Source organism: Arthrobacter sp. BGA-UO-ETr-C19 (genome assembly GCF_059568005.1).
This window is the reverse complement of sequence record NZ_JCAQPC010000024.1, coordinates 163,838-189,046: the sequence shown is the minus strand read 5'-3', so window position 1 is coordinate 189,046 and position 25,209 is coordinate 163,838. Positions and strand designations below refer to the sequence as shown.

Sequence of the window (25,209 nt, the reverse complement as noted above, 5' to 3'; positions counted from 1 at the left end):
TGGCCGCCGTCGGGCTTCTGCGGGGATAGGCGGACAGTGAAGAAAGCAATCAGAAACAACGGCCTCAGCCTCTTTTTCGGACTGATCTTCCTCCTGGCCCTGCTGGGCCAGGCGCTCACCGGACATGCCCTCTTCAACGAGGAGCAGGTGGCCTCCGGACTGGAGGAAATCAGCTTCGGACAGTATCTGACGTCGTCGAACTTCGCCGTGGACGTCTCCGAGAACTGGCAATCGGAGTACCTGCAGTTCCTGCTGTACATTTTCGCTACGATCTGGCTGGTCCAGAAGGGGTCACCCGAGTCCAAGCAACTCAACGAGCCCGGACCGGAGTCAGACAAGGACCAGCTGGTGGGCGAGTTCAGCAACGCCAAGTCCCCGAAGTGGGCCCGCGTTTCCGGCTGGCGGCGTACCCTCTACTCCAACTCGCTGGGACTGACGATGGGGCTCATATTCCTCCTGTCCTGGCTGGTGCAGTCCATCGCGGGGAACAGCAACTACAACCAGGAACAGATCCAGAACTTCCAGCAACCGGTCAGCTGGGCGGAGTACATCGTCTCGCCGGAGTTCTGGAACCGTACGTTGCAGAACTGGCAGTCCGAATTCCTCGCCGTCGGTTCCATGGTTGTCCTGTCGATCTACCTGCGCCAGCGCGGCTCACCGGAGTCCAAGCCCGTGGGCTCGGCGCACGACGACACAGGCACCACGGGCTAGCCCGGGCACAGGCGCCGCGGGCCTTCCCGGGCGCCGGCCACCCGGCCTACGCGGCGTCACAGTCCGTCGACAGCCCAGCCTTCCTGGTAGTCCGGATGGTCCTTGTAGACGGCGGCGAGGGACATCAGGACGTACTCGCTCGTGGCGCCGATAGCTGTGGGAATATCGGTGACCAGCGGGACATTGCCCAAGATCTTCCGTTTGGCCGCACATTCTGAAAGCACGCGTCCGGGATTGAACCAGCCGACGACGGGTCCCGCCGATCCTTCAATCTCCAGTCCCTTCCGGGCGTCCGCCTCATCCTCAGCGATCCGCGCTTCCAGAAAATCGATCAGGTCGGCCATGTGAAGTCCCTCGCATTCGTCTTGGGTGAGGTGGATGGTGTCCGTGGTCCGGACCGTCAGTGGCGCCGTCAGTCGCGCCGGAAGGGTGTCAGGCGTCCTCCTTCGGCTTGTGCCGTCTCTGCGGGGCGAGCGGAACAACAACCACCGGCCGGGTCTGCCGGTGCGTGAGGTGGACCGCCACCGAGCCGAGCAGCAGCTGCTCCAGCCGGGCGCCCACCCTGCCTTCCCGCGTGCCCACCACAATGACCGAGGCATCTGCCGAATCGGCCAGCCGGGCCAGGGCCCGTGCAGGTTCCCCGACAAGGGTCAGCAGCGACCAGCGGATCCCGGCCTTGCCGAGGACAGCCTGCAGGTGCTCCCTGAGGCGGGCGCTGGTTTGCTCGGCGTCGTCAACGGTCCCGTCCTGCGCCGGCGACTGGAGCAGGTCCTGGTCGTCCCGCTCGTTGCTGAGGTACGAGGTGATGTCCACATAGGCACAGATGAGCTTGACGTTTAGGGAGTAGGCCAGCCGGGCGGCATTCTGCACGACGGCGGGCGGCTGCCCGGGCACAACGCCGACCACCACCGGGCCGGCAATCCGTTGCGGGATGAATTCGTCCTCCCGGCTCGGGAAACCGGACCTCTTCGCTGGCTCATTCATGAGTGCTGCCATTCCACGCTGTCCTTACGGCAGATCGGGGTGACTCTCACTGCCAGCCTACTAGGACGCACTGGCCCCCGTGGGCAACCTGATGGAGGATGGGCGCATGGCGGAACGTACAGGTCGCACGCAGTTTGCTGTTGCCGGCTGGCTCTTCGGGTCCGTCAGTGTTGTCCTTGGCCTGGTCATCCACGCCGTGTCCGGGCATCCCGTGCCCGCAGTGCCAATCGTCGTCGCCACCGCCGCGCTGCTGGGCCTGGCCGGCGCGGTCGTCACCAGGATGGGTGTTCCAAACTGGGCCCTGCTTGTGCTGGCCGGGGCGGGACAGCAGACCGTTCACTGGGCTTTCGCATTCTTCGCCAATCCGTTGGCCACCACGCTGGACGGTCACGGACATGCGGCCGCCGCTCAGTTCACAGGCCCCGGCCTGCTGCTGGCCGGCGTGCCGACCCAGCCGCTGCACGTGCTGCTGTACGCGCACGTTGCGGCGGCGCTGCTGACGTTTTTGCTGGTTCAGCGGCTGAAGACATCGGACCCAAAGCGGTTCAGCCCGGGGTCGGCGGCGTACCCGAGGTAGGGCAGGTCGAACGCGTCCTCGATGCTGGCCAGCAGGCTGTAGTGGTTATATAAACGGTCCGAGGTCGTGCCTGCCCTGGCCAGCGGTGACAGCACCAGCGTCCCGATCAGTCCGCCCGCCGCTCCCCCCGGCAGAGCGGCATCCGCGCTTTCCTTCCCCTCCGCCTCGTCGAAGGTGATGACCAGCATCCCGTCCTGCTTGTACGCCGCGGAAGCCAGAATCTCCGGAACATGCTTGCGGAGCCATACATCGGCCGAGACCAGGCCGCCCTCCCGCCCGTCAACGCACGGGCTGTCGTGCCCGTCGTTGCACAGGTTCGGGCTGATGTAGGACAGGTTCGGTGTGGTTGCCACGGTTTTGAGGTCGGCGGCGAAGTTTGAGAAGTCGACGTCGTTGGCTTGGCACTCGGGCGACGACGTGATCCCGGCGAAGTACACGAACGGGTTGTGCCGGGTGGCGTACTGGTCGCCCTCCTGCGCTGCATGGTTCGAATCCCGGGCACCCGGCTCCGGATGGAGGCAGGGGGTGCCCATGTCTTCCATGTACCCCTTCCAGGTCTTCCCGGCCGCGCTCAGCTGGCTGGCAACCGTCTGCACAGACTCCGGGTACACGCAGCCGCTGCCCTGCGCCTGGCCCAGTGATGTTGTGCCGCTTCCGTTGAACGCCGCGTAGTCCGGGCAGTCGCCTTCGGTGGCGGGGTTCGGGCCCTGCCCCGAAATCTGGGCGATGTAGTTGGGAAGGGAAGCATGCCCGATTGCGTAGTACCGGCTCAGCAGCACGCCCTGCGGACGCAGCGTCTGGGACAGGTACTCTGCGTCCGACTGGTCGTTCCAGACATCCCGGAAGGACTTGTTCTCCAGGTTGATCACGAACACGTGTCCCGGCTGTGCCGCCGCTATAGGCGAGGGCGACGGCGACGGTCCAGTTCCGCAGGCAGCAAGACCCGTGAGGGCCAGCACAGCCAGCACAGCCAGCGCAGCCGGGAGGAGCTTCCGGCCAGCCGGCCGGCGACGGTGCCACCTGTGCCAGTCCCACGAGTGAGTCGGAGCAGCTCTCATTGGATCCTGCCTTCTGCAGCAATGTCGGTTCGCGGTCCCGGCTCCATGCTGGCATCCCTATCCCCTCAGCAGCATGAAGGAAAGCTGGGAGTTGATTGGGAGGGCGCACCATGCTCCTGACGGAACGCCGGGCGGCTCACATGTTAAGTTGAATCGGTGGGACAGACCTGTCCTGCGCACCAGCCTGAAAGAGCCAATACGTGGAATCGCCTTCGCCAGTCCGAATCCTGACCGTCTGCACGGGCAACATTTGCCGTTCCCCCGTGGCGGAGCGCCTGCTCCAGGCAGGTCTGGACCAGGTGCTTCCCGGCGGATTCGAGGTGCGCAGCGCCGGGACCCGCGCCCTGGTGGGCGACCCCGTCCAGCCGCTCTCCGCTGACATCATCCGCACCTTCGGCGGCACAGCGGAGGGCTTCGCCGCACGCCAGCTGTCCGGCAAGATCCTTCGGAACGTGGACCTGGTCCTCACCATGACGTCCGGACACCGCGGCGAGGTGCTCCAGCTGGACGCCTCCCTGCTGAAGCGGACGTTCACCATCCGCGAGTTTGCCAGGATGCTCGATGTCCTGGAGGAGCGTGAAGGGCAGGCCCCTCAGGGCGCGGGCCTCAACGGTGGACGGCTCGCGGCCAACACCAAGCTGTGGCGCAGGCTTCCCGCGCGGGCAGCATCGGTCCGGCACCTCGCACTGGCCCCCGATGCCGCGGACAATGACGTCGTCGATCCCTACCGCCGCAGCGCCGATTACTACCGGCAAATGGAGGACGAACTTGCCCCGGCGATCATCTCAATCCTTCGTTTCGCCCGGCTGAACGCCCCCTCCTAAACCGGCCCGCCGCCGTCGTTCTCACGGCGGACTTTTGGTGGTACCGTCCGATCATGACATCCCGGAACAGTCCGGGAGCCGGGGGCAACGGCGACCCCGCTCCAGGCGCCAATGGCGGCGCCAAACCCAAGCGGACCATACGCAACGTAGTTTTGGCAGGGCTGCTCGGGATTGCCCTGGTGGCCGGCGGCTTCCTGTTCAACCTGGCGCAGATCTGGAATACCCAGACCGCCAAGACGGAGATCAGCGCGGCCCCTGAATCCCCCACACAGACCGCAACCACCAAGCCCTCGCCCACCAAGAAGCCGGCGCCCAAACCGGTGAAGCCGCCACCGCCGCCCACGCTGCCCATGAACATCCTGCTGATCGGCAGCGACCACCGCAAGGGCGACGCCCCGGCGCCGAACGGCCTGCCGAACCAGCGCGCGGATGTCCTCATGTTGGTGCATCTGGCGGCCGACGGGAAGCACGCCTACGGCATCTCGCTCATGCGCGACCTCTGGGTTCCGATCCCCGGGTACGGCGAAGCCAAGATCAACTCCTCGCTCGAGCAGGGCGGCATGCCGCTTGCCGTGAAAACCGTGGAGTCCCTGTTCGGGCAGAAGATCCAGCACGCCGTCATGATCGACTTCGAAGGCTTCAGGGGCATCACCGAGGCGCTCGGCGGCGTGGACGTCAACAACCCGGAAGCCTTCACGTCCACGCACGACACCCAGCAGCACTTCCCCGCCGGAGTGAACCGGCTCAAGGGCCAGCGTGCCCTCGAGTTCGTCCGCGAGCGCTATGCGTTTGTTGACGGCGACTACCGCCGGGTCGCGAACCAGCAGCTGTTCCTTCGCTCCACCTTGGCCAAGCTGCTCTCCGCCCGCACCCTGACCAACCCGGTGACGCTGTACAAGCTGGTCAACACGGCGTCGAAGTACATCACTGTGGATAAGGGGCTGAAGGCGACCGCGCTGGCCAGCCTCGTGTACAGCCTGCGGAACGTCCGGATGCAGGACGCGGTGTTCTTCACTCTTCCGACGGCGGGATTTGGGACCAGCACCGATGGACAGTCAATTATCCTGCCGGACTACGGCGCCGCCGCCGCTGTGGGCGCCGCCCTGGGGAGGGACCGGCTGGGGCAGTACGCCGCGACGCTGGGGAAGTGACGCTTGCTCTGAGTGACGAGTGTGGTTAGGGACAGTGCGGTTAGCAACAAGTGTGAGGGGTAGCCAGTGAGAAAGCTGATCTGGATCATCGCCGTTGTTGCGGTGCTGTCTTTCATCGTGGGCGCAACCATCAAGGCGGTGGCCTTCCTGCTGTGGGTGGCGCCGTTCCTCCTGCTGGCGGCCCTGCTGGCGTTCTTCCTCAACCGCTCGGGCGGCAAACGCATCCCCTGACCCTTCCTCACATCCTGCCGGTTTTGGACCAACGCCTCCTCACATCCTGCCGGTTTTGGACCAACGCCTCCTCACGTCCTGCTGGTTTTGGACCAACGCCTCCTCACGTCCTGCTGGTTTTGGACCAACGCTTCCTCATAGGCGCCAATGCAGGTTCCCTTCTGGCTGACAGGCAGGATTGAGGAAGCGTCCTAAGGAAGGCGACGAAAGGTGAGGAAGCGTCCTAAGGAAGGCGACGAAAGGTGAGGGAGCGTGTGGGCGTCCGTGGCGGATGGTTACTCTGCTGACATTGCGGGTACGGCACTAGTAACGTGGAAAATTCGCAGCCTAGTCTGAACGGGAGTGCAATCGTGGGACAGAACGGAACCTCCGCTGACGGAACGCACAAGGATGCGCCGGTGCCCGCTGCGTGGACGGCCGGCGCCGTCGAACTCATCCTGATCCGGCACGGCGAGAGCCAGGGCAACGTGGCCGCCACCGATGCCACGGTTTCCGGTGCCGAGGTGATCGCGGTCCCGGCCCGTGATGCCGACGTCGAGCTTTCCTCCACAGGACGGGAGCAGGTGACGGCCCTGGGCCGCGCACTGGCGGCGGTTCCCGAGGACCGGCGGCCCGACGTCGTCATCTCCTCCCCGTACATGCGCGCCTACCAGACGGCAGAAATCGCCGTGGAGACGGCGGGCTGGCCCGTCCCCGTCCGCTCGGACGAGCGTCTCCGCGACCGTGAGCTGGGCATCCTGGACATGCTGACCGCCTTTGGTGTGGAAACCCGGCTTCCCCAGGAGGCAGAACGACGTCGGTGGCTGGGCAAGTTCTATTACCGTCCGCCGGGCGGGGAATCGTGGGCGGACGTGGCGCTGCGGCTCCGTTCCGTGATCGGGGAACTGAACGCGCTGGGCAGCGGCCACCGGGTGATGCTGGTGTGCCACGACGCCGTCGTCATGCTGTTCCGCTACATCCTTGAGGGCATGTCCGAACGGGAGCTCCTGGACGTGGCGGCCAGCGCCCCGGTCCTGAATGCCTCGCTGACCCGCTATGTGCGTCCGGAGGGTGTGGGCCCGTGGACGCTGGAGAGCTTCAACGTGGCCGACCACCTTATGGAGCAGGGCGTCGAAGTGACCGAACACGCCGGGGACGCCAATGTCCACCCGCGCTGAACCCACGGACACTGCAGCCAAAGACTCCGCCAGCACTGCCGCCACCCTGATCACGCCGACGCTCCTGCGCAGCTGGACGCTGCCCTCCGCGGGATCGGACAAGTATTCCCGCGGTGCGGTGCTGGTCATCGGCGGCGGGCAGCGGACTCCGGGTGCCGCGTTGCTCGCCGGTACGGCCGCCCTTCGAGTCGGGGCGGGCCGGGTGACCTTGGCTGTGGCGGAGTCGGTGGCCGTCCAGCTGGCCGTGACACTGCCGGAGGCGGGAGTGATCGGCCTGCCACAATCCGCGGGCGGTTCCGTAAGTGATGCCGGGCTCGAAAACCTGCTCGGGGACTTTGATGCTGCGGATGCCGTGCTGATCGGCCCCGGGCTGGACGACATCGGGCAGACCGAGGCCCTGCTCCGCGGGTTGCTGCGGCATTGTTCCTCCAAGGGTCCTGGTCAGAATGCTGGTCCAACGGTGGTGCTCGATGCCTACGCTCTGGGTGCCCTTCCCCGGCTGGCTGATGAGCTGGACCCTTGGGCAGGCCGGCTGGTTCTCACGCCGAACCCCACTGAGGCCGCGATCCTGCTGGGCCGGGACACCGGCGACTTGGCGGCAGACGTCGTCGAACTCGCCCGGAAGTACCGCGCGGTGGTGAGCTGTCAGGGCATGATTGCCGGGCCACCCGCCGTCGGCAACCCCGACGGCGGCTCCTCCGACGGCGGTTCCCCGGACGGCGGCTCGTCAGCCGCTGATTTCCCGGTTACCGGAGACCACTGGCAAGTCACCACAGGCTACGGCGGGCTGGGAACGTCCGGCAGCGGCGACATTCTTGCCGGTGCCATCGCCGGGCTTCGGGCCCGAGGCACGAGCGACGCCCAGGCCGCCTGCTGGGGCACTCACCTGCACGCCGCAGCCGGCGACAGGCTCGCCAGCCGGGTGGGCAGCCTCGGCTACCTGGCGCGGGAACTGGCCGACGAACTGCCGCCCCTCATGATGGAACTGGCCACGTAGGCGAGGCAGACTCACTCAGCGAGAACCAGCGTCTCACTTCAGCGATTTCAGGAGGGACCGGAGCGACGCGGCAGCCTTGGCGGCAGCGGCCTGCGGCTGGGCCCGGCCCGCTACAACGTCGCTGACGGCCTGGGCAATGGGCAACTCCACCATCGCTGCGCCTGTCAGGTCGCCCTGGCCCTGGACAATCCCCCAGTGCTTCAGGTCGTTGGACCCCTGCAGCAGGGTGGCGAGCACGTCGTTGGCATAAACGCTGCTGAAGCGCTCGGTCCTGCCCGCTGCAACGGGGATGGACATCCAGGCATCCGCATACTCGGCCGGGTTTGCGGTGCTGCCCGATCGCACAGGAACGCGCTCTTCCGGGGCAATCGCGAGCCATTCGGCATAGCCGTCGGTCAGGAAGTACTCCACGAAGCGGCGGGCAGGTTCGGCGTCCGAATCAGCCGTCACGGTCCATGAGTTCACTTCGCCGAAGTGCGCGGGCCGTTGCCCGTCCGGCCCCTGGAGTCCAACCGCCACTCCGGTGTTCCGCGCCAGGAACAGCGGGTCCTTGGTGCATTCGGGGCAGCTGGGCCGCGCGTCGGTCCGGGTGCCTGCCAGCTCGTCCAGCATGTTCGTCGGCCAGATGGCCATGGCGGCCTTGCCGGCGAAGTAGGCGGACCGCACCGAATCAATGTCTTGTATGCCGGGCACGGAATAGTTCTTCAGCAGGTCGCGGTAGAACCCGAGCGCCGCCACGCACTGGGGGCTGTCGAAAGCAATGCCTCCCTTGGCATCCACCATTTCGCAGCCGTTTCCCAGCGCAATGTGCTCAAAGGACTGCTGCGTGAAGGCCTGGCCGGTCTTGTTGGCCGCCACAATGCCCGCCAGCTGCGGGGAATCCAGCTTCCTGGCCGAGGCAACGATGTCCGCGTAGGTCCGGGGCGCACTCAACCCTGCCTGGGCGAAGAGGTCCTTGCGGTAGTAGATCACCTGATGCCAGGCGGAACCCGGAACCGCCAGCTGCTGGCCATTGTCGCGCGTCAGTTCGAGCGCACGGGCCGCCCACGTTTGCTCCCCGAGGCTTTGCACAATGGCGGCGTTGGTCTTGTAGTCGACATGGCCGGAGGCCGCCATGGTCCGGACCTGACCCAGCGACAGCGAAGCCATCACGTCGGGGAGGTCACCGGAGGCGGCCGACGACGTCAGGACCTGGTTGAAGCGGTGCGGAGGAACGCCCACGAGGTCAGCCTTCACTCCGGTGGCAGCGGTGAAATCCTCGATGACGACGCGAAGCTTGGCCATACGGTCCGGAAGCGTCTCGGTGGTCCAGACGGTGATGTTGTGGTGGTCGATGTCCGGGGCGGGTGCGGGTGGTTGACCATTGCCTGGCGTGCAGGACACCAGAAAGACCGCTGCCAAGAACACCGCCGCTAGAACGCCCGCCCTGACTTGGCCTCTGGTCCTATTCACCTGGCACTCCTGCCATACCGTGTCCGCAGAACGGACGTACGCGGGGCGTCAAACCCCGCGCACCACTAGGAGACCTGTGTCACAAGCGTAACGAATTGGCGCCCGGCTGTCAGCAGGCCGCATTGACCACAGGGCCCGTCCGTCAACAGGACCCGGCTTGCGCCGCGGATAAACGCAGGTAAAAAGGCGGACATGAAGGGACGGCCTCCGCTCATTGAGCCGGAGACCGTCCGTGGGAGGATCCGGACGCTGCTGCCGTGCGCTATTTGGCGCGGTGGCGTGCTCCCGGGCTAACCGCCCCTTTGGCAGCCAATTGAAGCCCCGGTCCTCCCGTTCACCGCCAGCCGCATCGGCTGGCTGTAGATGTTTTATAGCACCGACCCCGCCCCGCCACAAGGGCTGCGCCGCGGTTTTTCCTTCCCGATATCGGCCCGTGAGGGCGGGGAATTCAGGGTTTACGACGGCGTCCGGCCGGCTGTTCCTGCGGCGCCGCCGGAAGCGGGGGCTGCTATTGCTTGCCGCGGCGGCCCGGGAGTATTTTAAGCGTGGGACTGAGCTCAAGCAGCAGGGCGCCGATGCCCCCTATCCAGGAGCACGTCAATGACGACCATCTCCAACGCCCACCTTCCCGGCGAAGCGCAGCACCCCTCCGGCGACCCCTTGTGGTGTTCCCAGTGCCAGACGGATGAACACCTGATCGTTGAATCCATTGAGGCCCTTCATCCCCCTCGGGACGGCATGGTGGACGTCTCCTACACCTGCGTGGAATGCGACCAGTTCTATGCCCACCCGGCCGGAGTCCACGACGTGGCAGGCGTGCTGAACCGCCATGGTCAGGTGATGGGCGTGCTGCAGTTCGGCGGCGAGTACTTCCACTGCGGAACGCCGATGGCCTCGGTCAGCTCGGGAACCAGCAGCATCTACGGCACGGAGCTCGGCCGGCGCCGCACCATCCACGACGTGCACCTGCCCACCCGGCTGCTGCGCTGCGGCTGCGGGTTCCAGATGGAAGTGCCGGACTGAACAGGACTGGACGCAGTTCCCGAGTTTTTGTACAGATAATGGGCCCTGGATGCCACTTTGGAGCCATTATCTGTACAAAAACTCGGGGCGGGTTGGCACGGAGCGGGGGCAGCCCGCCGTCGTACGAGCACCAAAGGTGAGGAGAACGGCAATGTCGATCGTGGCGCGCGACATCATGACCGGAGGGGCAGAGTGCATTGGCGTCAATGAAACGCTTGAGCAGGCGGCCAGGAAGATGAAGGACCTCGACGTCGGGTCCCTTCCGATCTGCGGCGAGGACAACCGGCTTAAGGGCATGCTCACCGACCGGGATATCGTGGTCCGCTGCCTGGCCGACGGCGGCGACCCCAAGAGCACGAAGGCCGGCGACCTCGCCGAGGGAAAACCGGTGACCATCGGCGCCGACGACACCATCGAGGAAGCCATCAGGACCATGCAGCAGCACCAGGTGCGCAGGCTGCCGGTCATCGACGGCCACGACCTGATCGGGATGCTCAGCCAGGCCGACATCGCCCGGAACTACCCGGAGGACCGGGTGGGCGAACTGGTGGAGTTCATCTCCTACTGAGCGTCTTCCGGCTCAGCATCTTCCGTCTGGACGCCAGATTTCGCAGCGCCGGAATCAGCGGGCCGGGGTTCGGCGGCCTCGGTGGGCGAGATCTGGGCGTCCGGATACGCCTGCTCCGGACGGTCGCCGTAGTAGCGGGCGAGCCAGCGGCAAAGCCCGTCGAGGCCGGGAAACAGCACGCGTTCGGTGACGTTGGCCTGATCCAGGTGGTTCCGGATGGCCCATTTCAGCTCAGCCGGAAACACCACCTTGCGGTAGAGCTCCGGGTGCTCCGCAAGCCAGTCCGCCAGCGAAGCCTCCGGATCCGTCATGATCGAGAACACGGCGGACTGGTTGACGATCCGGTCATCCAGCGACGGCGGTTCGAAGAACAGCGGGACGCCGCCGCCGTCGTCGGACCTGTATTCGTCAAAGCCTGCCAGCGATTCCGCGGCTGCGGTGAGGATTTCGGTGGTGAACAGGCCGTGCCCCAGCGGCTCCACGTGCGTGCGCAGCCCCGCAGGCAACAGCTCGTGCGCCGCCACGTAGTCAACGCACCAGACCACGCCGGGGCGGCCGTAGCCTCGGGGATTGGAGGTGGCGAAGTGAAGTGCGACGTACGGGGAAAACGTCCAGTCGAGCAGTCGGGTGGGAAGTCCGTGATGCTGCGCGACGCTCAGCCAATTCCACAGCGAATCACCAGGGGTGGCGTTCCGGTGGGCGTACTTTTTGAAATTGCGCAGCAGGTGCTGCTCCAGGCCGCCGGCGGCTTCAGCCTGCAGCCTGGCAAGGCCGGTCTCCAGTGGATAGTCATCCGAGGACAGGCCGCGGTATGCAACGTTGATGCGATACTTCGCCTCCGACGGCTGCCACTGGTCCTGGGTGAGTGCAAAGATCAGCTCCTGAAGATCCCCCACCCGAACTTCCTGTCCGATTTCCACGGGACCGCCTTTTGGACTGGTGCCAACAAGTTACAAAGGGTACTTATTTTGAGATACTAATCATGCTTACTATATTCATGCCAGCACTGGACAACCGCAGGAGAATTTATGCGCAGACTGCTTGCTACTTTCACCGCCATACTTGCCCTCGCGGGTGCCGGGCTTTCTCTCGCTGCACCGTCTTATGCAACGTCCGTCCCGGGTTCCGCGGCACTGTCCGCCGCCCCGACGGGCAGATCTGTGCAGGTTCAGGCGGGTACGTCCGATGCGGCCGGGACACCGGCGCCCACCGGAACATCTTCCCCGTCTGCAACCCCCTCCGAGCCTCCTGCCAACCCAGGCACAGGAGAACCGGAAGAGTCGGAAACCAACCGCCTCGAATACGCCCCGTACGTTATCGCGGCGGTAGTAATCATCACTCTCCTCATCGTTTTTATCTGGCGACGCCGCCGCGGGAACAAAACCGTGGTTTAAGCACCGCCGAAAACGGGCTTCCCTATAACGCAGTCAATTCCCGTTTCACCCAATTCCAACTGAAGGAGTAGGCGCCATGACCACCATGGGCAGCGCGGCCGGTGCAAGGTCCCGGCTGCAACGGGCGGCACAGGTTGTCGGAGCAGTATTCGTGCTCGTCGGCATCCTGGGGTTCATTCCCGGTATCACTTCGAACTACGCCTCGCTGGGCATGGCCGGCCCGGCGTCCGACGCCCTGCTTCTGGGCGTCTTCCAGGTATCCATCCTGCACAACATCGTCCACCTCCTTTTCGGCGTGGCCGGCCTGCTCATGGGACGGACGCCGGGACAGGCAAGGAGCTACCTGCTGTATGGCGGCGTCATCTACCTGGTCCTCTGGCTGTACGGCCTGCTGATCGGCCACGAGACCGCGGCGAACTTCGTACCGGTCAACACTGCTGACAACTGGCTGCACTTCCTGCTGGGCGTTGGCATGATCGGACTCGCCCTGCTGCTGTCCCGCGACACCAGGAGGGTCCACGGTCCCGCCACGGGCCATTAACCAGTAAACCTTTTGCGGGGGTGCCGCAGGCGTTATCCTGATCCCGTCGGTTCTGTGAACCGCTCACGGTCCGGCCGGCACCCTCGCCCCAAACGGGGCGTCGAAGCGCGATGCCGGGGAGTGGCAGACGATGACCGCATATCAGCAACCAGCCAGCACCACCGCCACTGAGATCCCCAGAGTGGTGCCCCGCCGTAAGGGCAACATGGTGGTCAAGTGGATCACCTCCACTGACCACAAGACGATCGGGTACATGTACCTGATCGCCTCGTTCGTGTTCTTCTGCCTCGGCGGTGTGATGGCCCTGCTCATCCGCGCCGAGCTCTTCGAGCCCGGCATGCAAGTTGTGGTCACCAAGGAGCAGTACAACCAACTGTTCACCATGCACGGCACGGTCATGCTGCTGATGTTCGCCACCCCCCTGTTCGCCGGGTTTACCAATGTGATCATGCCCCTGCAGATCGGTGCACCGGACGTGGCGTTTCCCCGCCTGAACGCGCTGGCCTTCTGGTTCTTCCTGTTCGGCTCCACCATTGCCGTTTCCGGCTTCATCACCCCGCAGGGGTCCGCCTCCTTCGGATGGACGGCATACGCGCCCCTGAACAACACGACTTTTACGCCGGGCATCGGCGGTGACCTGTGGGTGTTCGGCCTGGCGCTGTCCGGCTTCGGCACCATTCTGGGTGCGGTCAACTTCATCACCACGATCGTCTGCATGCGCGCCCCTGGCATGACCATGTGGCGCATGCCGATCTTCACCTGGAACACCTTCATCACCTCGGTTCTGGTGCTGATGGCGTTCCCGCCGCTGGCCGCTGCGCTATTCGGCGTCGGGGCGGACCGCCGCTTCGGCGCCCACATTTACGATCCCGAGAACGGCGGGGCGCTCCTGTGGCAGCACCTGTTCTGGTTCTTCGGCCACCCCGAGGTGTACATCATCGCGCTGCCGTTCTTCGGCATCGTGTCCGAGATCTTCCCGGTCTTCAGCCGCAAGCCCATCTTTGGCTACAAGGGCCTGGTCTACGCGACCATCGCGATCGCCGCCCTGTCAGCCACGGTCTGGGCGCACCACATGTACGTCACCGGCTCCGTGCTGCTGCCGTTCTTCGCGCTGATGACCATGTTCATCGCGGTCCCCACCGGCGTAAAGTTCTTCAACTGGATCGGCACCTTGTGGGGCGGCTCGCTGACCTTTGAGACCCCGATGCTGTGGAGCATCGGCTTCCTCATCACGTTCCTCTTCGGTGGGCTGACGGGCATCATCCTGGCCTCCCCGCCGCTGGACTTCCACGTCTCCGACTCCTACTTCGTGGTGGCCCACTTCCACTACGTGGTGTTCGGCACCGTGGTGTTCGCGATGTTCGCCGGCTTCTACTTCTGGTGGCCGAAGTGGACGGGCAAGATGCTCAACGAGCGACTCGGCAAGATCCACTTCTGGATGCTGCTCGTGGGCTTCCACGGCACCTTCCTGATCCAGCACTGGCTCGGCGTTGAAGGCATGCCCCGCCGCTACGCCGACTACATGCCGCAGGACAACTTCACGGCAATGAACCAGTTCTCCACCTATGGATCCTTCCTGCTGGGGGCGTCCCTCATTCCGTTCTTCTGGAACGTGTTCATCACGGCCCGCAGCCAGGAAAAGGTGGAAGTCGACGATCCCTGGGGCTTCGGGGCCTCCCTGGAGTGGGCCACGTCCTGCCCGCCGCCGCGGCACAACTTCACCTCGCTGCCGCGCATCCGCTCCGAGCGGCCGGCCCTGGACCTTCACCATCCCGAGTTGCGCGTCCGCGAACATGACCCCGTGCACTCGCCGGCAGCCGACGTTCTGGGCGCGGCGGACATCGGCGAGCGCGACGTGCGCGATCCGAACCCCGACCGCTAGCAGGCGCCCTTCCGACGCCCAGGCCCTTCGGAGCTCCTCCGGCACATGCTGAGGCCCCGGACTCCATTGGGGAGTCCGGGGCCTCAGTCCGTATTCAGTGCTGTTTCAGCTAACCAGCGGCCCGGCTCAAGCAGCCGCGGCCACCGCGTAGCGGCTGGCTCCGGCGCCCATTCCGGCGTCGGCCGGGGCTAGGACGCGGACGTTGCATTCGGACTGCTGCGGATCGATGGAACGCGGAAGGTGGTGCGTTTTGGAGCATTCCCGCAGCTGTTCAAGTGCGACGGGTTCGACGCGGGCGTGGCTGACATCGACGACGAGCTGCAGGCCCTGACGGAGGTGGTTGGCGCGCTTCATAACGACGTAAAGAGCTTGGATGCTTTGGGCGGTTACATGTCCCTGGGCGGCGACCTGAGCCTCACCGCAGTCTAGGTCCACGCGGACCAGTACCTTGAGCTTCTGGTTCAAAACTTCTCCCCTCATGCGCGGCCGCGACGCTGCGACCGGAACTAACCCTAGCGTGCATGTGACCCAGGTAACAGGAAAATCCTGAATGTTGCGAAAATGGGACTTTCGCGACCCGCGTTTGGTCCCCGGACACGCAAACGGTCCGGGGATGCGTGGATTAAGCGTCCCCGGACCATTTGTGCGTCCTTACGTGTTCGACGACGACGGTCGCCCTCGCGGGCTACTCAGCTGCGGGTCGGGTCGGGACGGAGCGGCGCAGGGCCGGGGTCGGGCACCGGAAGCGGTCCGGGCGGCTCGGGCGCGGGGACGGGGTTGGGCGGTGCGGGACGGGACGGGTCCGGCCGCATGGGATCGGGCCCCGGCTCCGGCGGAAACGGCTCTGGTTCGTGCACTGGCGGGATGGTCATGCTTCCCCCTCGAAGGCTCGTGTGGGTTCCTTTTTGCTGACGCGAGTTCAGGATACGCCCGGCGCCGAAGCTGGGACAGGGCCCCGGCCGGCGTGCGGGAGCGTCAAAAGCCAGCCTCTCCCCCGGTAGCGAACGGCCGCCCAAATGTCAGGGCGGCTCTATATATTGAGGGAATGACCCACACTCCCCTGCAGCAACCCGCAAGCTCCTCCGCCGTTGCAACGCCCCGGCCGCCCGTCGCCAAGAGGGTGCCCACCGAACGCACGCACCACGGGGATACGTTCGTGGACCAGTACGAGTGGCTGCGGGACAAGGAGTCGGAGGAGGTCGTGGCGCACCTGAAGGCGGAGAACGCCTACCAGGAGGCCCTCACGGCACACCAGGAGCCGCTGCGCGAGGCCATCTTCCAGGAGATCAAGGGCAGGACCAAAGAGACAGACCTGTCCGTACCGAACCGCAAGGACGGCTGGTGGTACTTCAGCCGGTCCGTCGAGGGCAAGGAGTACGGCATCCAGTGCCGCGTCCGAGCCCAAAACACGGGCAACCCGGTGGCGGACTGGACTCCCCCGGCGGTGGAGGCCGGCGTCGAAATCCCCGGCGAGGAAGTCCTGCTGGACGGCAACATCGAAGCCGAAGGCAAGCCGTTCTTCTCGGTGGGCGGCACAGCTGTGACCATTGACGGAAACCTTTACGCCTACGCCGTGGACAACGCTGGCGACGAGCGGTTCACCCTGCGGATCAAGGACCTGCGGACCGGGGAACTGCTGCCGGATGTCATCGAGAACGTCTTCTACGGTGTGTCCTTCTCCCCGGACGGCACCCGCATCTTTTACACCGTGGTGGATGACTCGTGGCGGCCGTACCAGGTCAAGTCCCACGTCCTGGGCACTCCGGTCACCGACGATGAGGTGATTTACCAGGAGGACGACGCCGCCATGTGGCTGGGCTTTGAACTCTCCTCAGACCGGCGCCACCTCGTGCTCGGCATTGGCTGCTCCGAGTACAGCGAGACGCGCCTGCTGCGCTTTGACGACCCCGACGCCGGCCTGTCCACCGTCATTTCCCGCAACGAACGCGTGCTTTACGAGGCCGAGCCCTTCCTGCTCGAGGGCCCGGACGGGCAGAAAACTGAACGCATCCTCATCACCCACAACCGCAACGCTGTGAACTCCATGGTCTCGCTGGTGGACCCTGCCGAGCTTTCCAAGCCGCTGGCCGAGCAGCTCTGGACCACCGTCGTCGAGCATTCCGACGACGTCCGGGTCAACGGGGCCGGGGTCACCGCCACCCACCTCGTGGTCTCGATCCGGAAGGACACCATCGAGCGGGTTCAGGTGATGTCGCTGTCCGGGCTGGGGACCGCGGCCCAGCAGGCGCCGGTGGAACCTGCGTTTGACGAGGAACTGTACACGGCGGGGGTTGGCGGCTCCGACTACGAGGCTCCCGTGATCCGGCTGGGCTACACGTCCTACTTCACGCCGTCGCGGGTGTACGACTTCGTCCTCCCCACCCCGGAGCAGCCCGCCGGCGAACTCCTGCTGCGCAAGGAAAGCCCCGTGCTGGGCGGCTACGATGGCTCGGATTACGTGGCCACCCGCGAATGGGCCGAGGCCGCCGACGGCACCCGCGTCCCCCTGTCGGTGCTGCGGCACAAGGCCGTCAAGCAGGACTCGACGGCAGCCGGCCTGGTTTATGGCTACGGCTCGTACGAACTGAGCATGGACCCGGGCTTCGGCATCGCCCGGCTTTCGCTGCTGGACCGCGGAGTTGTGTTTGTCATTGCCCACATCCGCGGCGGTGGTGAACTGGGCCGCCACTGGTACGAGGACGGCAAGAAGCTCAGCAAGAAAAACACATTCACGGACTTCATCGCCGCCACAGACTGGCTGGCGCAGTCCGGCTGGGTGGCTCCGGACCGGATCGCCGCGCTCGGCGGATCGGCCGGCGGGCTCCTCATGGGCGCCGTGGCCAACCTCGCCCCGGAGAAGTACGCCGCCATTGTGGCGCAGGTTCCGTTCGTGGACGCGCTGAACTCCATCCTGGACCCGGACCTGCCGCTGTCCGCCCTTGAGTGGGAGGAGTGGGGCAACCCCATCACCGATCCCGCGGTGTACGAGTACATGAAGTCGTACACCCCGTACGAGAACGTCCGTGAGGTGGCCTATCCCAAGATCGCTGCGGTCACGTCCTTCAACGACACCCGGGTCCTCTACGTGGAGCCGGCCAAGTGGGTGCAGGAACTGCGCAACAGGACCACGGGCAGCGAGCCGATCCTCATGAAGATCGAGATGGACGGCGGCCACGGCGGAGCCTCCGGCCGCTATGTGCAGTGGCGCGAGCGTGCGTGGGACTACGGCTTCATCGCGGACTCGCTCGGGGCCACGGAACTGCTGCCCGGCGCCGGACTGAAATAAGGCTCCGGGCTCCCGCTCACCCGATTCATTTCTTTGGTGCTCGCGCCTGCGACGTGCCACCGTTTTGCCAAAATTGGCCGCCTGCGACACTTGTCAGGCGGCCAATTTTGGCGATCCGCGGGCGCACTGGGCGCAGCCGGTGTTTCCAGAAAATAGTAATCCTGCTTACTATTGACGGGCATACGGGCTCGGTGCACCTGTCCGCTGGGGGCGGGGAATCCGACGCCGGAACTGGAGCATAGCGTGAGCAATGAACAGGGATTGACCCCGCTTTCCGACGACGAACTGAATGCGCAGGCGGGCACGGCCCTGCCAGACAAGGAAGTCGCGTCCGTGCTCGACCTCAACGCCGACCTCGACCTGGGCATCAGCGCCGCTGCGCCGATCGACCTCGCCGTGGCGGCCAACGCCAACGTAGCAGCCCCTATCGACGCCGCGGCCTCGGCGAACGTCCTGTCCTTCGGTTCAGAGTCGCAGGCCCTCGCCGACCAGGGCGTCATCATCGACCAGGGAATCACCGCCGACGCCACGGCAGACTCCGTGCAGGACAGCACCATCAGCCAGGGGCCGGGTCTTGACGGCGGGACGGCCGACGGCACCCCCGGTGGCGTTGTTGACGGCAGCTCCGGTGGCGTTGTTGACGGCACAACGCCCGACAGCACACTTCCGGACGGTACAGGTGTGGGCGCCCTTCCCGTGGACCCGTCCACGGGACTCGACGGGGACCTCCTCAACGTCAACGTGGACCTCGCGGCCGACGCCGATATCGCCGCCCCGATCAACGGCGCCGTGGCCGCGAACGCCAACGTTGCCGCGCCCATCGACGCCGCAGTTGCAGCCAACATTGGCTCGATCGACAGCGACGCCTTCGCCGTGGCCCAGCAGGACGCCATCATCACCCAGGACATCGACGGCGAGGCCACCGCATCTGCAGATCAGCAGTCCGATCTGCAGCAGTAGTTCCTGAATGAGCGCCCAACACAGCGGGCCGTCCGGCATGGACGGCCCGCCGGTCTCCCCTACACCCTCCACCGGTCGGAATCCCTCAACCGCCCGCACTACCCAGGAGGGAGTCTCGAGGGCGGCTGCCGCACCGGGCGGCCCGGGCGAGTCCCCCGCCCAAGGCGCCCGCGGCGCCGTCGTAATAAGCCCGGACACAAGACGCGGCGACGTCCCGGTCCGGGCGGAGGGAATGCGGCTCATCGGCGAGGCCAAAGGGTCCGGCTACCGGGAGGCCCCTTCGCTGGTTCGCCGCGCCGACGGCCAGACCATCCAGCTCACCCGGCTGCTTTTTCAGGTGCTGGACGCCATCGACGGCGTGCGGAACATCGACGGGATCGCCGAGGAGGCCAGTACGCGTTGCGGCCGGCTCATCAGCGGAGACAACGTTCGGACGCTGATTGAGGGGCAACTGCTGCCGCTCGGCCTCCTGCAGCTAGCGGACGGGACGCAGCCGGCGGTCCGCAGATCGGATCCGCTGCTAGGCATGCGGTTCCGGTACACCGTCACGGACCCCGAGCGCACACGGAAGCTGACGGCACCGTTCGCTGTGCTGTTCCATCCGCTGATCGTGGCAGTTGTCGCCGCAGGGTTCCTGGCCTCGTGCTGGTGGGTCCTGATGGTCAAAGGCCTGGCATCCGCCACGCACGACGCCTTCGCGAACCCGTGGCTGCTCCTGCTGATTTTCGCCGTCACAGTCCTGTCGGCCGGTTTTCACGAATTCGGCCACGCCGCGGCGGCACGCCGGGGCGGCGCTACTCCGGGCGCGATGGGTGCCGGGCTCTATCTCGTCTGGCCTGCCTTCTTCACGGATGTCACCGATTCCTACCGGCTGGGGCGGGGCGGCAGGCTTCGGACTGACACCGGCGGGCTGTACTTCAACGCCATTGTTGCCGTCGCCACCATGGGTGTCTGGTGGGCCACGGGTTTCGATGCGCTGCTCCTGGTGGTGCTCACGCAGATCCTGCAGATGGTGCGCCAGCTCCTTCCCCTGGTCCGCTTCGACGGCTACCACATCCTGGCCGATGCCACGGGCGTGCCCGACCTGTTCCAGCGGATTCGTCCCACCTTGCTCGGGCTCCTGCCGTGGCGCTGGGGGAAGCCTGAACCCGAGGCGCAGGCCCTCAAGCCGTGGGCGCGCGCCGTCATCACGGTGTGGGTCCTGGTCACTGTCCCCTTGCTGCTGGTCAGCCTGGTGCTGATGGTCGTCTCCTTCCCGCGGCTTCTGGGTACTGCGTGGGCGAGCCTGCAGCACCAGCAGGCCCTGCTCGCCGGCAGCCTCGGGGACGGGGACTTTGCCGACGGTGCCGTGCGCGTCCTGGCGATTGCCGCCGTCGTCCTTCCTGTGGTGGGCGTCGTCTACATGCTGCTCAGGCTGGCGCGGCAGCTCATCACCGGACTCTGGAGCAAAACCCGGGGCAAGCCGCTCCAGCGCGCCACCGCCGTGGCGGCGGTCGGCGCCGTCGCCGCCGGGCTGGCGTGGGCCTGGTGGCCGCTGCCCGAGAGCTACCGCCCGGTGCAGCCCTACGAACGCGGGACACTCTTTGATGCCACGGCCACCATCTATCCCGCCCAGGGTGGTCCCGGCGCGGCCCTTCGGGAAGGCCGGACGGGGCAGACGGTAGCACTGTGGCCGGACGGCACGGCACTGCCCACCCGGGAGCAGCCGCAGCTGAGCATGGTCCTCGTGCCGAGGGCGGGCACCGCACCGGCGTCGGCGCCCGGCAACCGGGACTCCGGGCAAACGGACCAGGGCCAAACGGGCCAGGGCCCGGGTACGGCACCCGAGGGCGCTGCGCCGCCGTCGTGGGTCTTCCCTTTCGACAGGCCCCCGGCCCCTGACGAGGACGGAAACCAAGCGCTCGCCGTCAACACCACGGATGGCTCCGTCACCTACGACGTCGCGTTCGCGCTGGTGTGGGCCGAGGACGGACCGGTGGACACCCGCAACGAGGCCTACGCATTCGCCAGCTGCGCCGACTGCGCCGCGGTTGCCGTCGGGTTCCAAGTGGTGCTGATTGTGGGCCAGGCGGACGTTGTGGTTCCCGAGAACCTCTCCGCCGCCGCGAACTACAACTGCCTCCGGTGCCTGACGTACGCCCTGGCCAGCCAGCTGGTGCTCACACTGGACGGACCGCTCAGCGCGGAAGGCATGGCCCGGCTCAATGAGCTGTGGCAGGAGATCGCGGAGTTCGGACGCACGTTGCAGGGCGTCCCCCTTTCCGAGATCCAGGGACGGCTGAGCGCCTACAAGGATCAGCTCACGGAGATCATACGGACAGATCCCAGCGCCAAGCCCCAACCCGGCACCAGCACCCCGTCACCGGGCTCCACGCCATCTCCCGGGGCCAGTGACAGGGCCGAGCCGGGCTCGGGACCCGGGCCAGGTGCGCCTGTACCGGCGGAGCCGACGCCGGGCGTCCAGTCGCCGGGTGTGCCGTCGCCAGGAACGACGGCGGACCCTGCGGTTCCGGCGCCCGGATCGGGAACGACGCCGGTCCCCGCCGGTCCAGCCCCGGCCAGCTCTGGCGCGGCGCCGTCCCCCGCAACAACGGTTCCCGGCAGCGCGGCGTCCGCGTCACCGACGCCGGAGCCGGCAGGCCCGTAGGCCCGGAGAGTTCAAAGGCAGGGTAAGTTCAAGGTCCTGCCTCATCGGTTTGCCAAAAGTGGCCGCCTGCAACTCTTGTCAGGCGGCCACTTTCGGCCAAACGGTGGTTTGGGGCCTGACGACGACGGGACTGACGTGCGGACCGGGGTGAACGGTGACGTGTCCCCGGCAACATATATTTGAAGGATGCTCTCGGCGCTCAAGAAGTACCTGCTGCTCCCGAAACTGGTGAAGCTGTCCTCCAACGCGCCCAAGGACCCCAGCGTCGCCTGGGACCAGTACTGGGGCAGGGTCGGGGCCACCGGCGCCGGCGGTGACGTGCTGTGGGATTCGGGCAGCGACCATGAGCTGCAGGCGTATCTTGAGCACCTGACGCGTCAACTGGACCCCAGCCTTCCCATCATCGACGTCGGGTGCGGCAGCGGCGTCTTCAGCCGGCCGCTTGCAGCCTACTTTCCGCATGTCCTGGGGGTGGATGTGTCAGCCAACGCCATCGCACGTGCGGCCGCCGAATCCAAAGGCCTGGAGCGGGTCTCCTACGTGGCGGCCGACATGACGGCACCGGCGGGCAACCGTGCCGTGACGGACGCCCTGGCCGCAGCCGGGTTCTCCGGTGAAGCCAACATCTTCATCCGGGGCGTCCTGCACGTGCTGAAGAAGCCTGCCCAGGCGGCCCTGGCCGCGGAACTGCACCCGCTCGTGGGCAAGCGGGGGCGGGTCTTCCTGGCCGAGACCGACTTCCGCGGAAATCCCATCCAGTACGTCAGCCTTCTCGGAGCCACGCTGCACTCCATCCCCGGGCCACTCGAGAAGGCCATCCGCGGACTGCCCATGCCCGGCCGCTTCGGCACCGAGCAGCGCAGGCGGGCTTTTCCCGAGGCCAAATGGGATGTGGTGGAAGACGGCCCGGTGACCATTGAAACCCGGCCCCTCACGCACGCTGGCCGGCCGGAACAGATCCCGGGCTACTTCGCGGTGCTCCAGGCCCGATGACAAGAAAGGCCTGCTGAACCGGAAAGGCCCGCTGAACCGGAAAGCCCCGCTGACGCGAAAGCATTGAGGACTACGGGACCTTCAGCCAGGACTCGGCCTCGGCCTTGTCCGTGAAGAACCTCGTGGGGCACGGGAGCTTGTTGATGCCCAGGATGAAGTTGGCAATCACCCGGTCCACGGGCGACGCACCGAGCAGCGCAATCCGTGAAGCCTGGCAGGGACGGCCGAACACGGCACGGGCTCCGCGGCTCACATCGGCGGTGGTGGCCATGTCCACGAGCATGGGGTGACGGCTGCCGCCGCAGAGCGCGTTGACCTGCGCCATGGCGGCCTCGGCGTCCGCCTCACTGATACTGGCATCTCTGGCCCAGGTCAGCCGGAGCAGGCCTTCGGCATCCAAGTCCAGGTTGAACAGCGTGTTCCGTCCGGTGCTGTGGGAATTCAAATCAAACCTCCGCGGTGGCTAACGAGGACAAGTATCAAGGTACATCCCCCCAGGAGGCTGCCAACCGGCGGCCTACTGATAATGTGAGTCCAAATTCACGGTAGCCTCAAAAGGCACTCGCAACACAGGGGGCACATGGTCCAGGCACCGGCGGAGTTCCTCTCCGCACCGCACGAGGCAGTGGTCGCTCTCACCGATGACGCCCGCCTGGACGCCGTGGCATCTGTCCTCACCGGCGCGGGTTTCAGCGTCCGGAAGGCGCCCGACGCCGAATCCCTCGCCGGGGAGCTGGAAGGCAACCCCGCCGCCGTCGTACTTCTTGACACCGCGCTGACGGACGGCTACCGATGGGAAGGCACGCCGGTGCTGCTCCTGGTTGACCTCGCCGGTGACTTCGACCTTGCCCGGCTTGAGCCCTGGGGGATCGCCGATTACATCTCCCGCGACGCGACTGCCCGGGAACTGACGCACCGGGTGGAGACCCTGATCGGACGGGCAAGGGAACGCCGCCGCATCCGGGCCGACGCCGAATTCCTGCGCGAAAGCCTCCGTAATGTCTCCGCCGCCATCCGCGGCACCAACAGCCCCCAGCAGATGGCCGGCCACCTGGTCCGCGGCTTCGGCGAATCCCTGGGCGTGGACAACGTCTGGTTCACCACCTTCCAGGATTCGCGAGTGCCCCGGATCAGTGCCCAGTGGTCCCTGCCCGGCCATGCCAAGCTGCCGGACTCGCTTGGTGCGGCCGAGGACGCGGCCAGGGAGCAGACCACCTCGCTGTGGTCGGCCGCCGAGGCTCTGGCCGTTCCGGATCACCAGGCGGACCAGTCCGCAGCGCTGGCCGAGGATTTGCGGAAATGGTCCGGTTTGGGCTCCGTCCGAGCCTCGGTTGCCCTGCCGGTAGGAGAAGGCGAATCGGCGCTGGGGATCATCTGGATCGCGCAGCTGGAGAAGCCCCGCGACTGGACCAGGGCAGAGATCGCCCTCATCCAGCACGTGGCCGGCAACCTCGCGCACAGCCTCATCCAGGGCCACCTGATCAGCGCGCAGCTGCAGGTGCTGCAGCAGTTGCGGGAGCTGGACAAGGCCAAAACGGACTTCCTCGCCACGGTCAACCACGAGCTCCGCACGCCGCTCACCTCCATCACGGCGTACCTCGACATGATCCGCGACGGGGCTGGCGGCCCCGTTCCGCCGGGCATTCTGTCCATGATGGACGTCATCTCGCGGAACTCCGACCGCCTCCGCAGGCTGATCGAGGACATGCTCACGGTCTCCCAGCAGGACTCCGGCAACCTGAACCTCAAGCAGGTGGAGCTTGGCCAGGTCCTGCGGATCGTCGTGGCCGCCCTGCGCCCGCTCGCCGAGTCGCGGAACGTCACCATCACCGGCGCCGACTCGCACGAGGACGTGAAGGTCCAGGCCGACGAAGCCCAGCTGGAGCAGGTTTTCACCAACATCGTGGCCAACGCCATCAAATTCACCCCGAAAGGAGGCCGGATCAGCATCAGCTTCATGACCGCCGCTTCCGAGGCCGGCAGCCCGAGCGCCGTCGTCGACGTCGTGGACACCGGCGTCGGAATTCCGGAGCAGGAAATCGCCCAGGTGTTCACCCGCTTCTACAGGGCGTCCAACGCCTCCTCCGCGGCCATCCCGGGCAGCGGACTCGGCCTGGCCATTGCCCACGACATCGTGCGGCGCCACGGCGGTTCGCTGGACCTCTCTTCCGTGCTGGGCGAGGGGACCACCGTCTCGGTTCACCTTCCGGTCGAAGGTCCCCAGGCGAAGGAAACGGACGACGGGGCCGACGGCGACGAAGCGGACGGCGCACCCCAAACCGACTAACCGGCGTCGCCTTACCGACCCGGCCGGCTGGCCGTCGCCGTCCGGTTAGCATGCAAACGAGAACCGCCCGGGACCTGCAGGTCCGGGGCGGTTCTCGTAATTCTGACTGGCTGGTGCCGACCTTAGTTGGGCCACCAGCCGATGGTGGCGTAATTGACTTCGCTCTTCGAACTGGAGGACGTGGTGGTGTCCTTGTCCTTCGGGGCGGCGTTTGCAGGAGCAGCGAAACCTGCCACTGCAAGGATGCCGGTCATAACAAGTGTTGCGGCAAGTTTCTTCATCCGCTGTCCCTTTCGTCGTTTGTCGCTGTGAGCCGAATTACACATTACGGGGCACAGTATACGGTCACTGGATCAAGGTTTGGTCAAGTCATTTCCTGTCAATTCCACAGGTTTTGCCATGTTTTTCCGCAGGCGTCTTGCAATGGCCGTAACAAGCGGATTTCAGTGCTCCTCCGCGGCCTACCGCGCGCAGGATTATGGATAA

Annotated in this window: 24 protein-coding genes; 16 read left to right on the top strand and 8 right to left on the bottom strand. The window is 66.1% G+C overall.

Annotated elements, in window-relative coordinates; genetic code table 11:
- The first annotated feature begins 36 nt into the window (after positions 1-36).
- The gene (locus AC57BR_RS19755; RefSeq protein WP_496363659.1) at positions 37-711 is read left to right on the top strand and encodes a DUF6766 family protein; all 675 of its coding nucleotides are present in this window, start codon (positions 37-39) and stop codon (positions 709-711) included.
- A 56-nt stretch (positions 712-767) separates the two neighbouring features.
- Here AC57BR_RS19755 and AC57BR_RS19750 read toward each other — a convergent pair whose 3' ends face one another.
- Positions 768-1,055, bottom strand: coding sequence for a DUF6221 family protein (locus AC57BR_RS19750; protein WP_496363657.1), 288 nt, complete (start codon positions 1,053-1,055; stop codon positions 768-770).
- A gap of 88 nt (positions 1,056-1,143) precedes the next feature.
- Complete coding sequence (locus tag AC57BR_RS19745) at positions 1,144-1,707, bottom strand: universal stress protein (RefSeq protein WP_496363655.1); 564 nt, start codon at positions 1,705-1,707, stop codon at positions 1,144-1,146.
- A gap of 94 nt (positions 1,708-1,801) precedes the next feature.
- Between AC57BR_RS19745 and AC57BR_RS19740 the strand changes: the two genes are divergently transcribed.
- Positions 1,802-2,272, top strand: coding sequence for a hypothetical protein (locus AC57BR_RS19740; protein WP_496363653.1), 471 nt, complete (start codon positions 1,802-1,804; stop codon positions 2,270-2,272).
- On the opposite strand, the gene AC57BR_RS19735 is transcribed toward AC57BR_RS19740, so the two are convergent.
- Positions 2,209-3,330 carry an alkaline phosphatase family protein gene (locus AC57BR_RS19735; protein WP_496363651.1) on the bottom strand — a complete coding sequence of 374 codons (1,122 nt, stop codon included), beginning with the start codon at positions 3,328-3,330 and terminating at the stop codon, positions 2,209-2,211. The genes AC57BR_RS19740 and AC57BR_RS19735 overlap by 64 nt on opposite strands.
- A gap of 200 nt (positions 3,331-3,530) precedes the next feature.
- On the opposite strand from AC57BR_RS19735, the gene AC57BR_RS19730 reads away from it, so the two are divergent.
- From AC57BR_RS19730 to AC57BR_RS19710, 5 genes are all read left to right on the top strand, one after another.
- Positions 3,531-4,154, top strand: a complete 624-nt coding sequence (locus tag AC57BR_RS19730) for an arsenate reductase/protein-tyrosine-phosphatase family protein (RefSeq protein WP_496363649.1) — start codon at positions 3,531-3,533, stop codon at positions 4,152-4,154.
- Positions 4,155-4,207: 53 nt separating this feature from the next.
- Positions 4,208-5,305, top strand: coding sequence for an LCP family protein (locus AC57BR_RS19725; RefSeq protein ID WP_496363647.1), 1,098 nt, complete (start codon positions 4,208-4,210; stop codon positions 5,303-5,305).
- A 66-nt stretch (positions 5,306-5,371) separates the two neighbouring features.
- On the top strand, positions 5,372-5,536 hold the full coding sequence (locus AC57BR_RS19720; protein WP_496363645.1) for a hypothetical protein: 165 nt from the start codon (positions 5,372-5,374) through the stop codon (positions 5,534-5,536).
- 398 nt (positions 5,537-5,934) lie between these two features.
- Entirely contained in the window at positions 5,935-6,693 is a 759-nt protein-coding gene (locus tag AC57BR_RS19715) for a histidine phosphatase family protein (protein ID WP_496365189.1), read from the top strand.
- Positions 6,677-7,690 carry an ADP-dependent NAD(P)H-hydrate dehydratase gene (locus AC57BR_RS19710; protein WP_496363643.1) on the top strand — a complete coding sequence of 338 codons (1,014 nt, stop codon included), beginning with the start codon at positions 6,677-6,679 and terminating at the stop codon, positions 7,688-7,690. The genes AC57BR_RS19715 and AC57BR_RS19710 overlap by 17 nt, the downstream gene beginning before the upstream one ends.
- A gap of 33 nt (positions 7,691-7,723) precedes the next feature.
- Here the strand turns inward: AC57BR_RS19710 and AC57BR_RS19705 are convergent, their stop codons facing one another.
- Entirely contained in the window at positions 7,724-9,097 is a 1,374-nt protein-coding gene (locus AC57BR_RS19705; protein WP_496365188.1) for an ABC transporter substrate-binding protein, read from the bottom strand.
- 645 nt (positions 9,098-9,742) lie between these two features.
- On the opposite strand from AC57BR_RS19705, the gene AC57BR_RS19700 reads away from it, so the two are divergent.
- Both AC57BR_RS19700 and AC57BR_RS19695 read left to right on the top strand, forming a co-directional pair.
- Entirely contained in the window at positions 9,743-10,165 is a 423-nt protein-coding gene (locus tag AC57BR_RS19700) for a hypothetical protein (protein ID WP_496363641.1), read from the top strand.
- A gap of 151 nt (positions 10,166-10,316) precedes the next feature.
- Positions 10,317-10,733, top strand: a complete 417-nt coding sequence (locus AC57BR_RS19695; protein WP_496363639.1) for a CBS domain-containing protein — start codon at positions 10,317-10,319, stop codon at positions 10,731-10,733.
- Here the strand turns inward: AC57BR_RS19695 and AC57BR_RS19690 are convergent.
- Positions 10,727-11,653, bottom strand: a complete 927-nt coding sequence (locus AC57BR_RS19690; RefSeq protein ID WP_496363637.1) for an FRG domain-containing protein — start codon at positions 11,651-11,653, stop codon at positions 10,727-10,729. The two genes, AC57BR_RS19695 and AC57BR_RS19690, sit on opposite strands and share 7 nt — an antisense overlap.
- Positions 11,654-12,203: 550 nt before the next feature.
- Here AC57BR_RS19690 and AC57BR_RS19685 point away from each other — a divergent pair.
- Both AC57BR_RS19685 and ctaD read left to right on the top strand, forming a co-directional pair.
- A complete protein-coding gene (locus AC57BR_RS19685) occupies positions 12,204-12,668 on the top strand; it encodes a DUF4383 domain-containing protein (protein ID WP_306925486.1) in 465 nt (154 codons plus the stop codon).
- 130 nt (positions 12,669-12,798) lie between these two features.
- On the top strand, positions 12,799-14,550 hold the full coding sequence (gene ctaD, locus AC57BR_RS19680; protein ID WP_496363635.1) for an aa3-type cytochrome oxidase subunit I: 1,752 nt from the start codon (positions 12,799-12,801) through the stop codon (positions 14,548-14,550).
- Between the two features lie 126 nt (positions 14,551-14,676).
- Here ctaD and AC57BR_RS19675 read toward each other — a convergent pair whose 3' ends face one another.
- Positions 14,677-15,015: a hypothetical protein gene (locus AC57BR_RS19675; protein ID WP_496363633.1), complete on the bottom strand. Its 339-nt coding sequence runs from the start codon at positions 15,013-15,015 to the stop codon at positions 14,677-14,679.
- Positions 15,016-15,595: 580 nt separating this feature from the next.
- Between AC57BR_RS19675 and AC57BR_RS19670 the strand changes: the two genes are divergently transcribed.
- The 4 genes from AC57BR_RS19670 to AC57BR_RS19655 all read left to right on the top strand — a co-directional run bounded on the left by AC57BR_RS19670 (position 15,596) and on the right by AC57BR_RS19655 (position 22,436).
- Positions 15,596-17,836, top strand: coding sequence for a S9 family peptidase (locus AC57BR_RS19670; RefSeq protein WP_496363631.1), 2,241 nt, complete (start codon positions 15,596-15,598; stop codon positions 17,834-17,836).
- Positions 17,837-18,079: 243 nt separating this feature from the next.
- Complete coding sequence (locus AC57BR_RS19665; RefSeq protein WP_496363629.1) at positions 18,080-18,796, top strand: peptidoglycan-binding protein; 717 nt, start codon at positions 18,080-18,082, stop codon at positions 18,794-18,796.
- 7 nt (positions 18,797-18,803) lie between these two features.
- On the top strand, positions 18,804-21,443 hold the full coding sequence (locus AC57BR_RS19660) for a hypothetical protein (RefSeq protein WP_496363627.1): 2,640 nt from the start codon (positions 18,804-18,806) through the stop codon (positions 21,441-21,443).
- A 186-nt stretch (positions 21,444-21,629) separates the two neighbouring features.
- Positions 21,630-22,436 (top strand): class I SAM-dependent methyltransferase, encoded by an 807-nt coding sequence (locus AC57BR_RS19655; RefSeq protein WP_496363625.1) that lies wholly within the window; start codon positions 21,630-21,632, stop codon positions 22,434-22,436.
- Between the two features lie 70 nt (positions 22,437-22,506).
- On the opposite strand, the gene AC57BR_RS19650 is transcribed toward AC57BR_RS19655, so the two are convergent.
- Positions 22,507-22,881 carry a SpoIIAA family protein gene (locus tag AC57BR_RS19650; RefSeq protein WP_496363623.1) on the bottom strand — a complete coding sequence of 125 codons (375 nt, stop codon included), beginning with the start codon at positions 22,879-22,881 and terminating at the stop codon, positions 22,507-22,509.
- 135 nt (positions 22,882-23,016) lie between these two features.
- On the opposite strand from AC57BR_RS19650, the gene AC57BR_RS19645 reads away from it, so the two are divergent.
- The gene (locus AC57BR_RS19645) at positions 23,017-24,723 is read left to right on the top strand and encodes an ATP-binding response regulator (protein ID WP_496363621.1); all 1,707 of its coding nucleotides are present in this window, start codon (positions 23,017-23,019) and stop codon (positions 24,721-24,723) included.
- 122 nt (positions 24,724-24,845) lie between these two features.
- On the opposite strand, the gene AC57BR_RS19640 is transcribed toward AC57BR_RS19645, so the two are convergent.
- Positions 24,846-25,004, bottom strand: a complete 159-nt coding sequence (locus AC57BR_RS19640; protein WP_496363619.1) for a hypothetical protein — start codon at positions 25,002-25,004, stop codon at positions 24,846-24,848.
- Between the last annotated feature and the right edge of the window lie 205 nt (positions 25,005-25,209).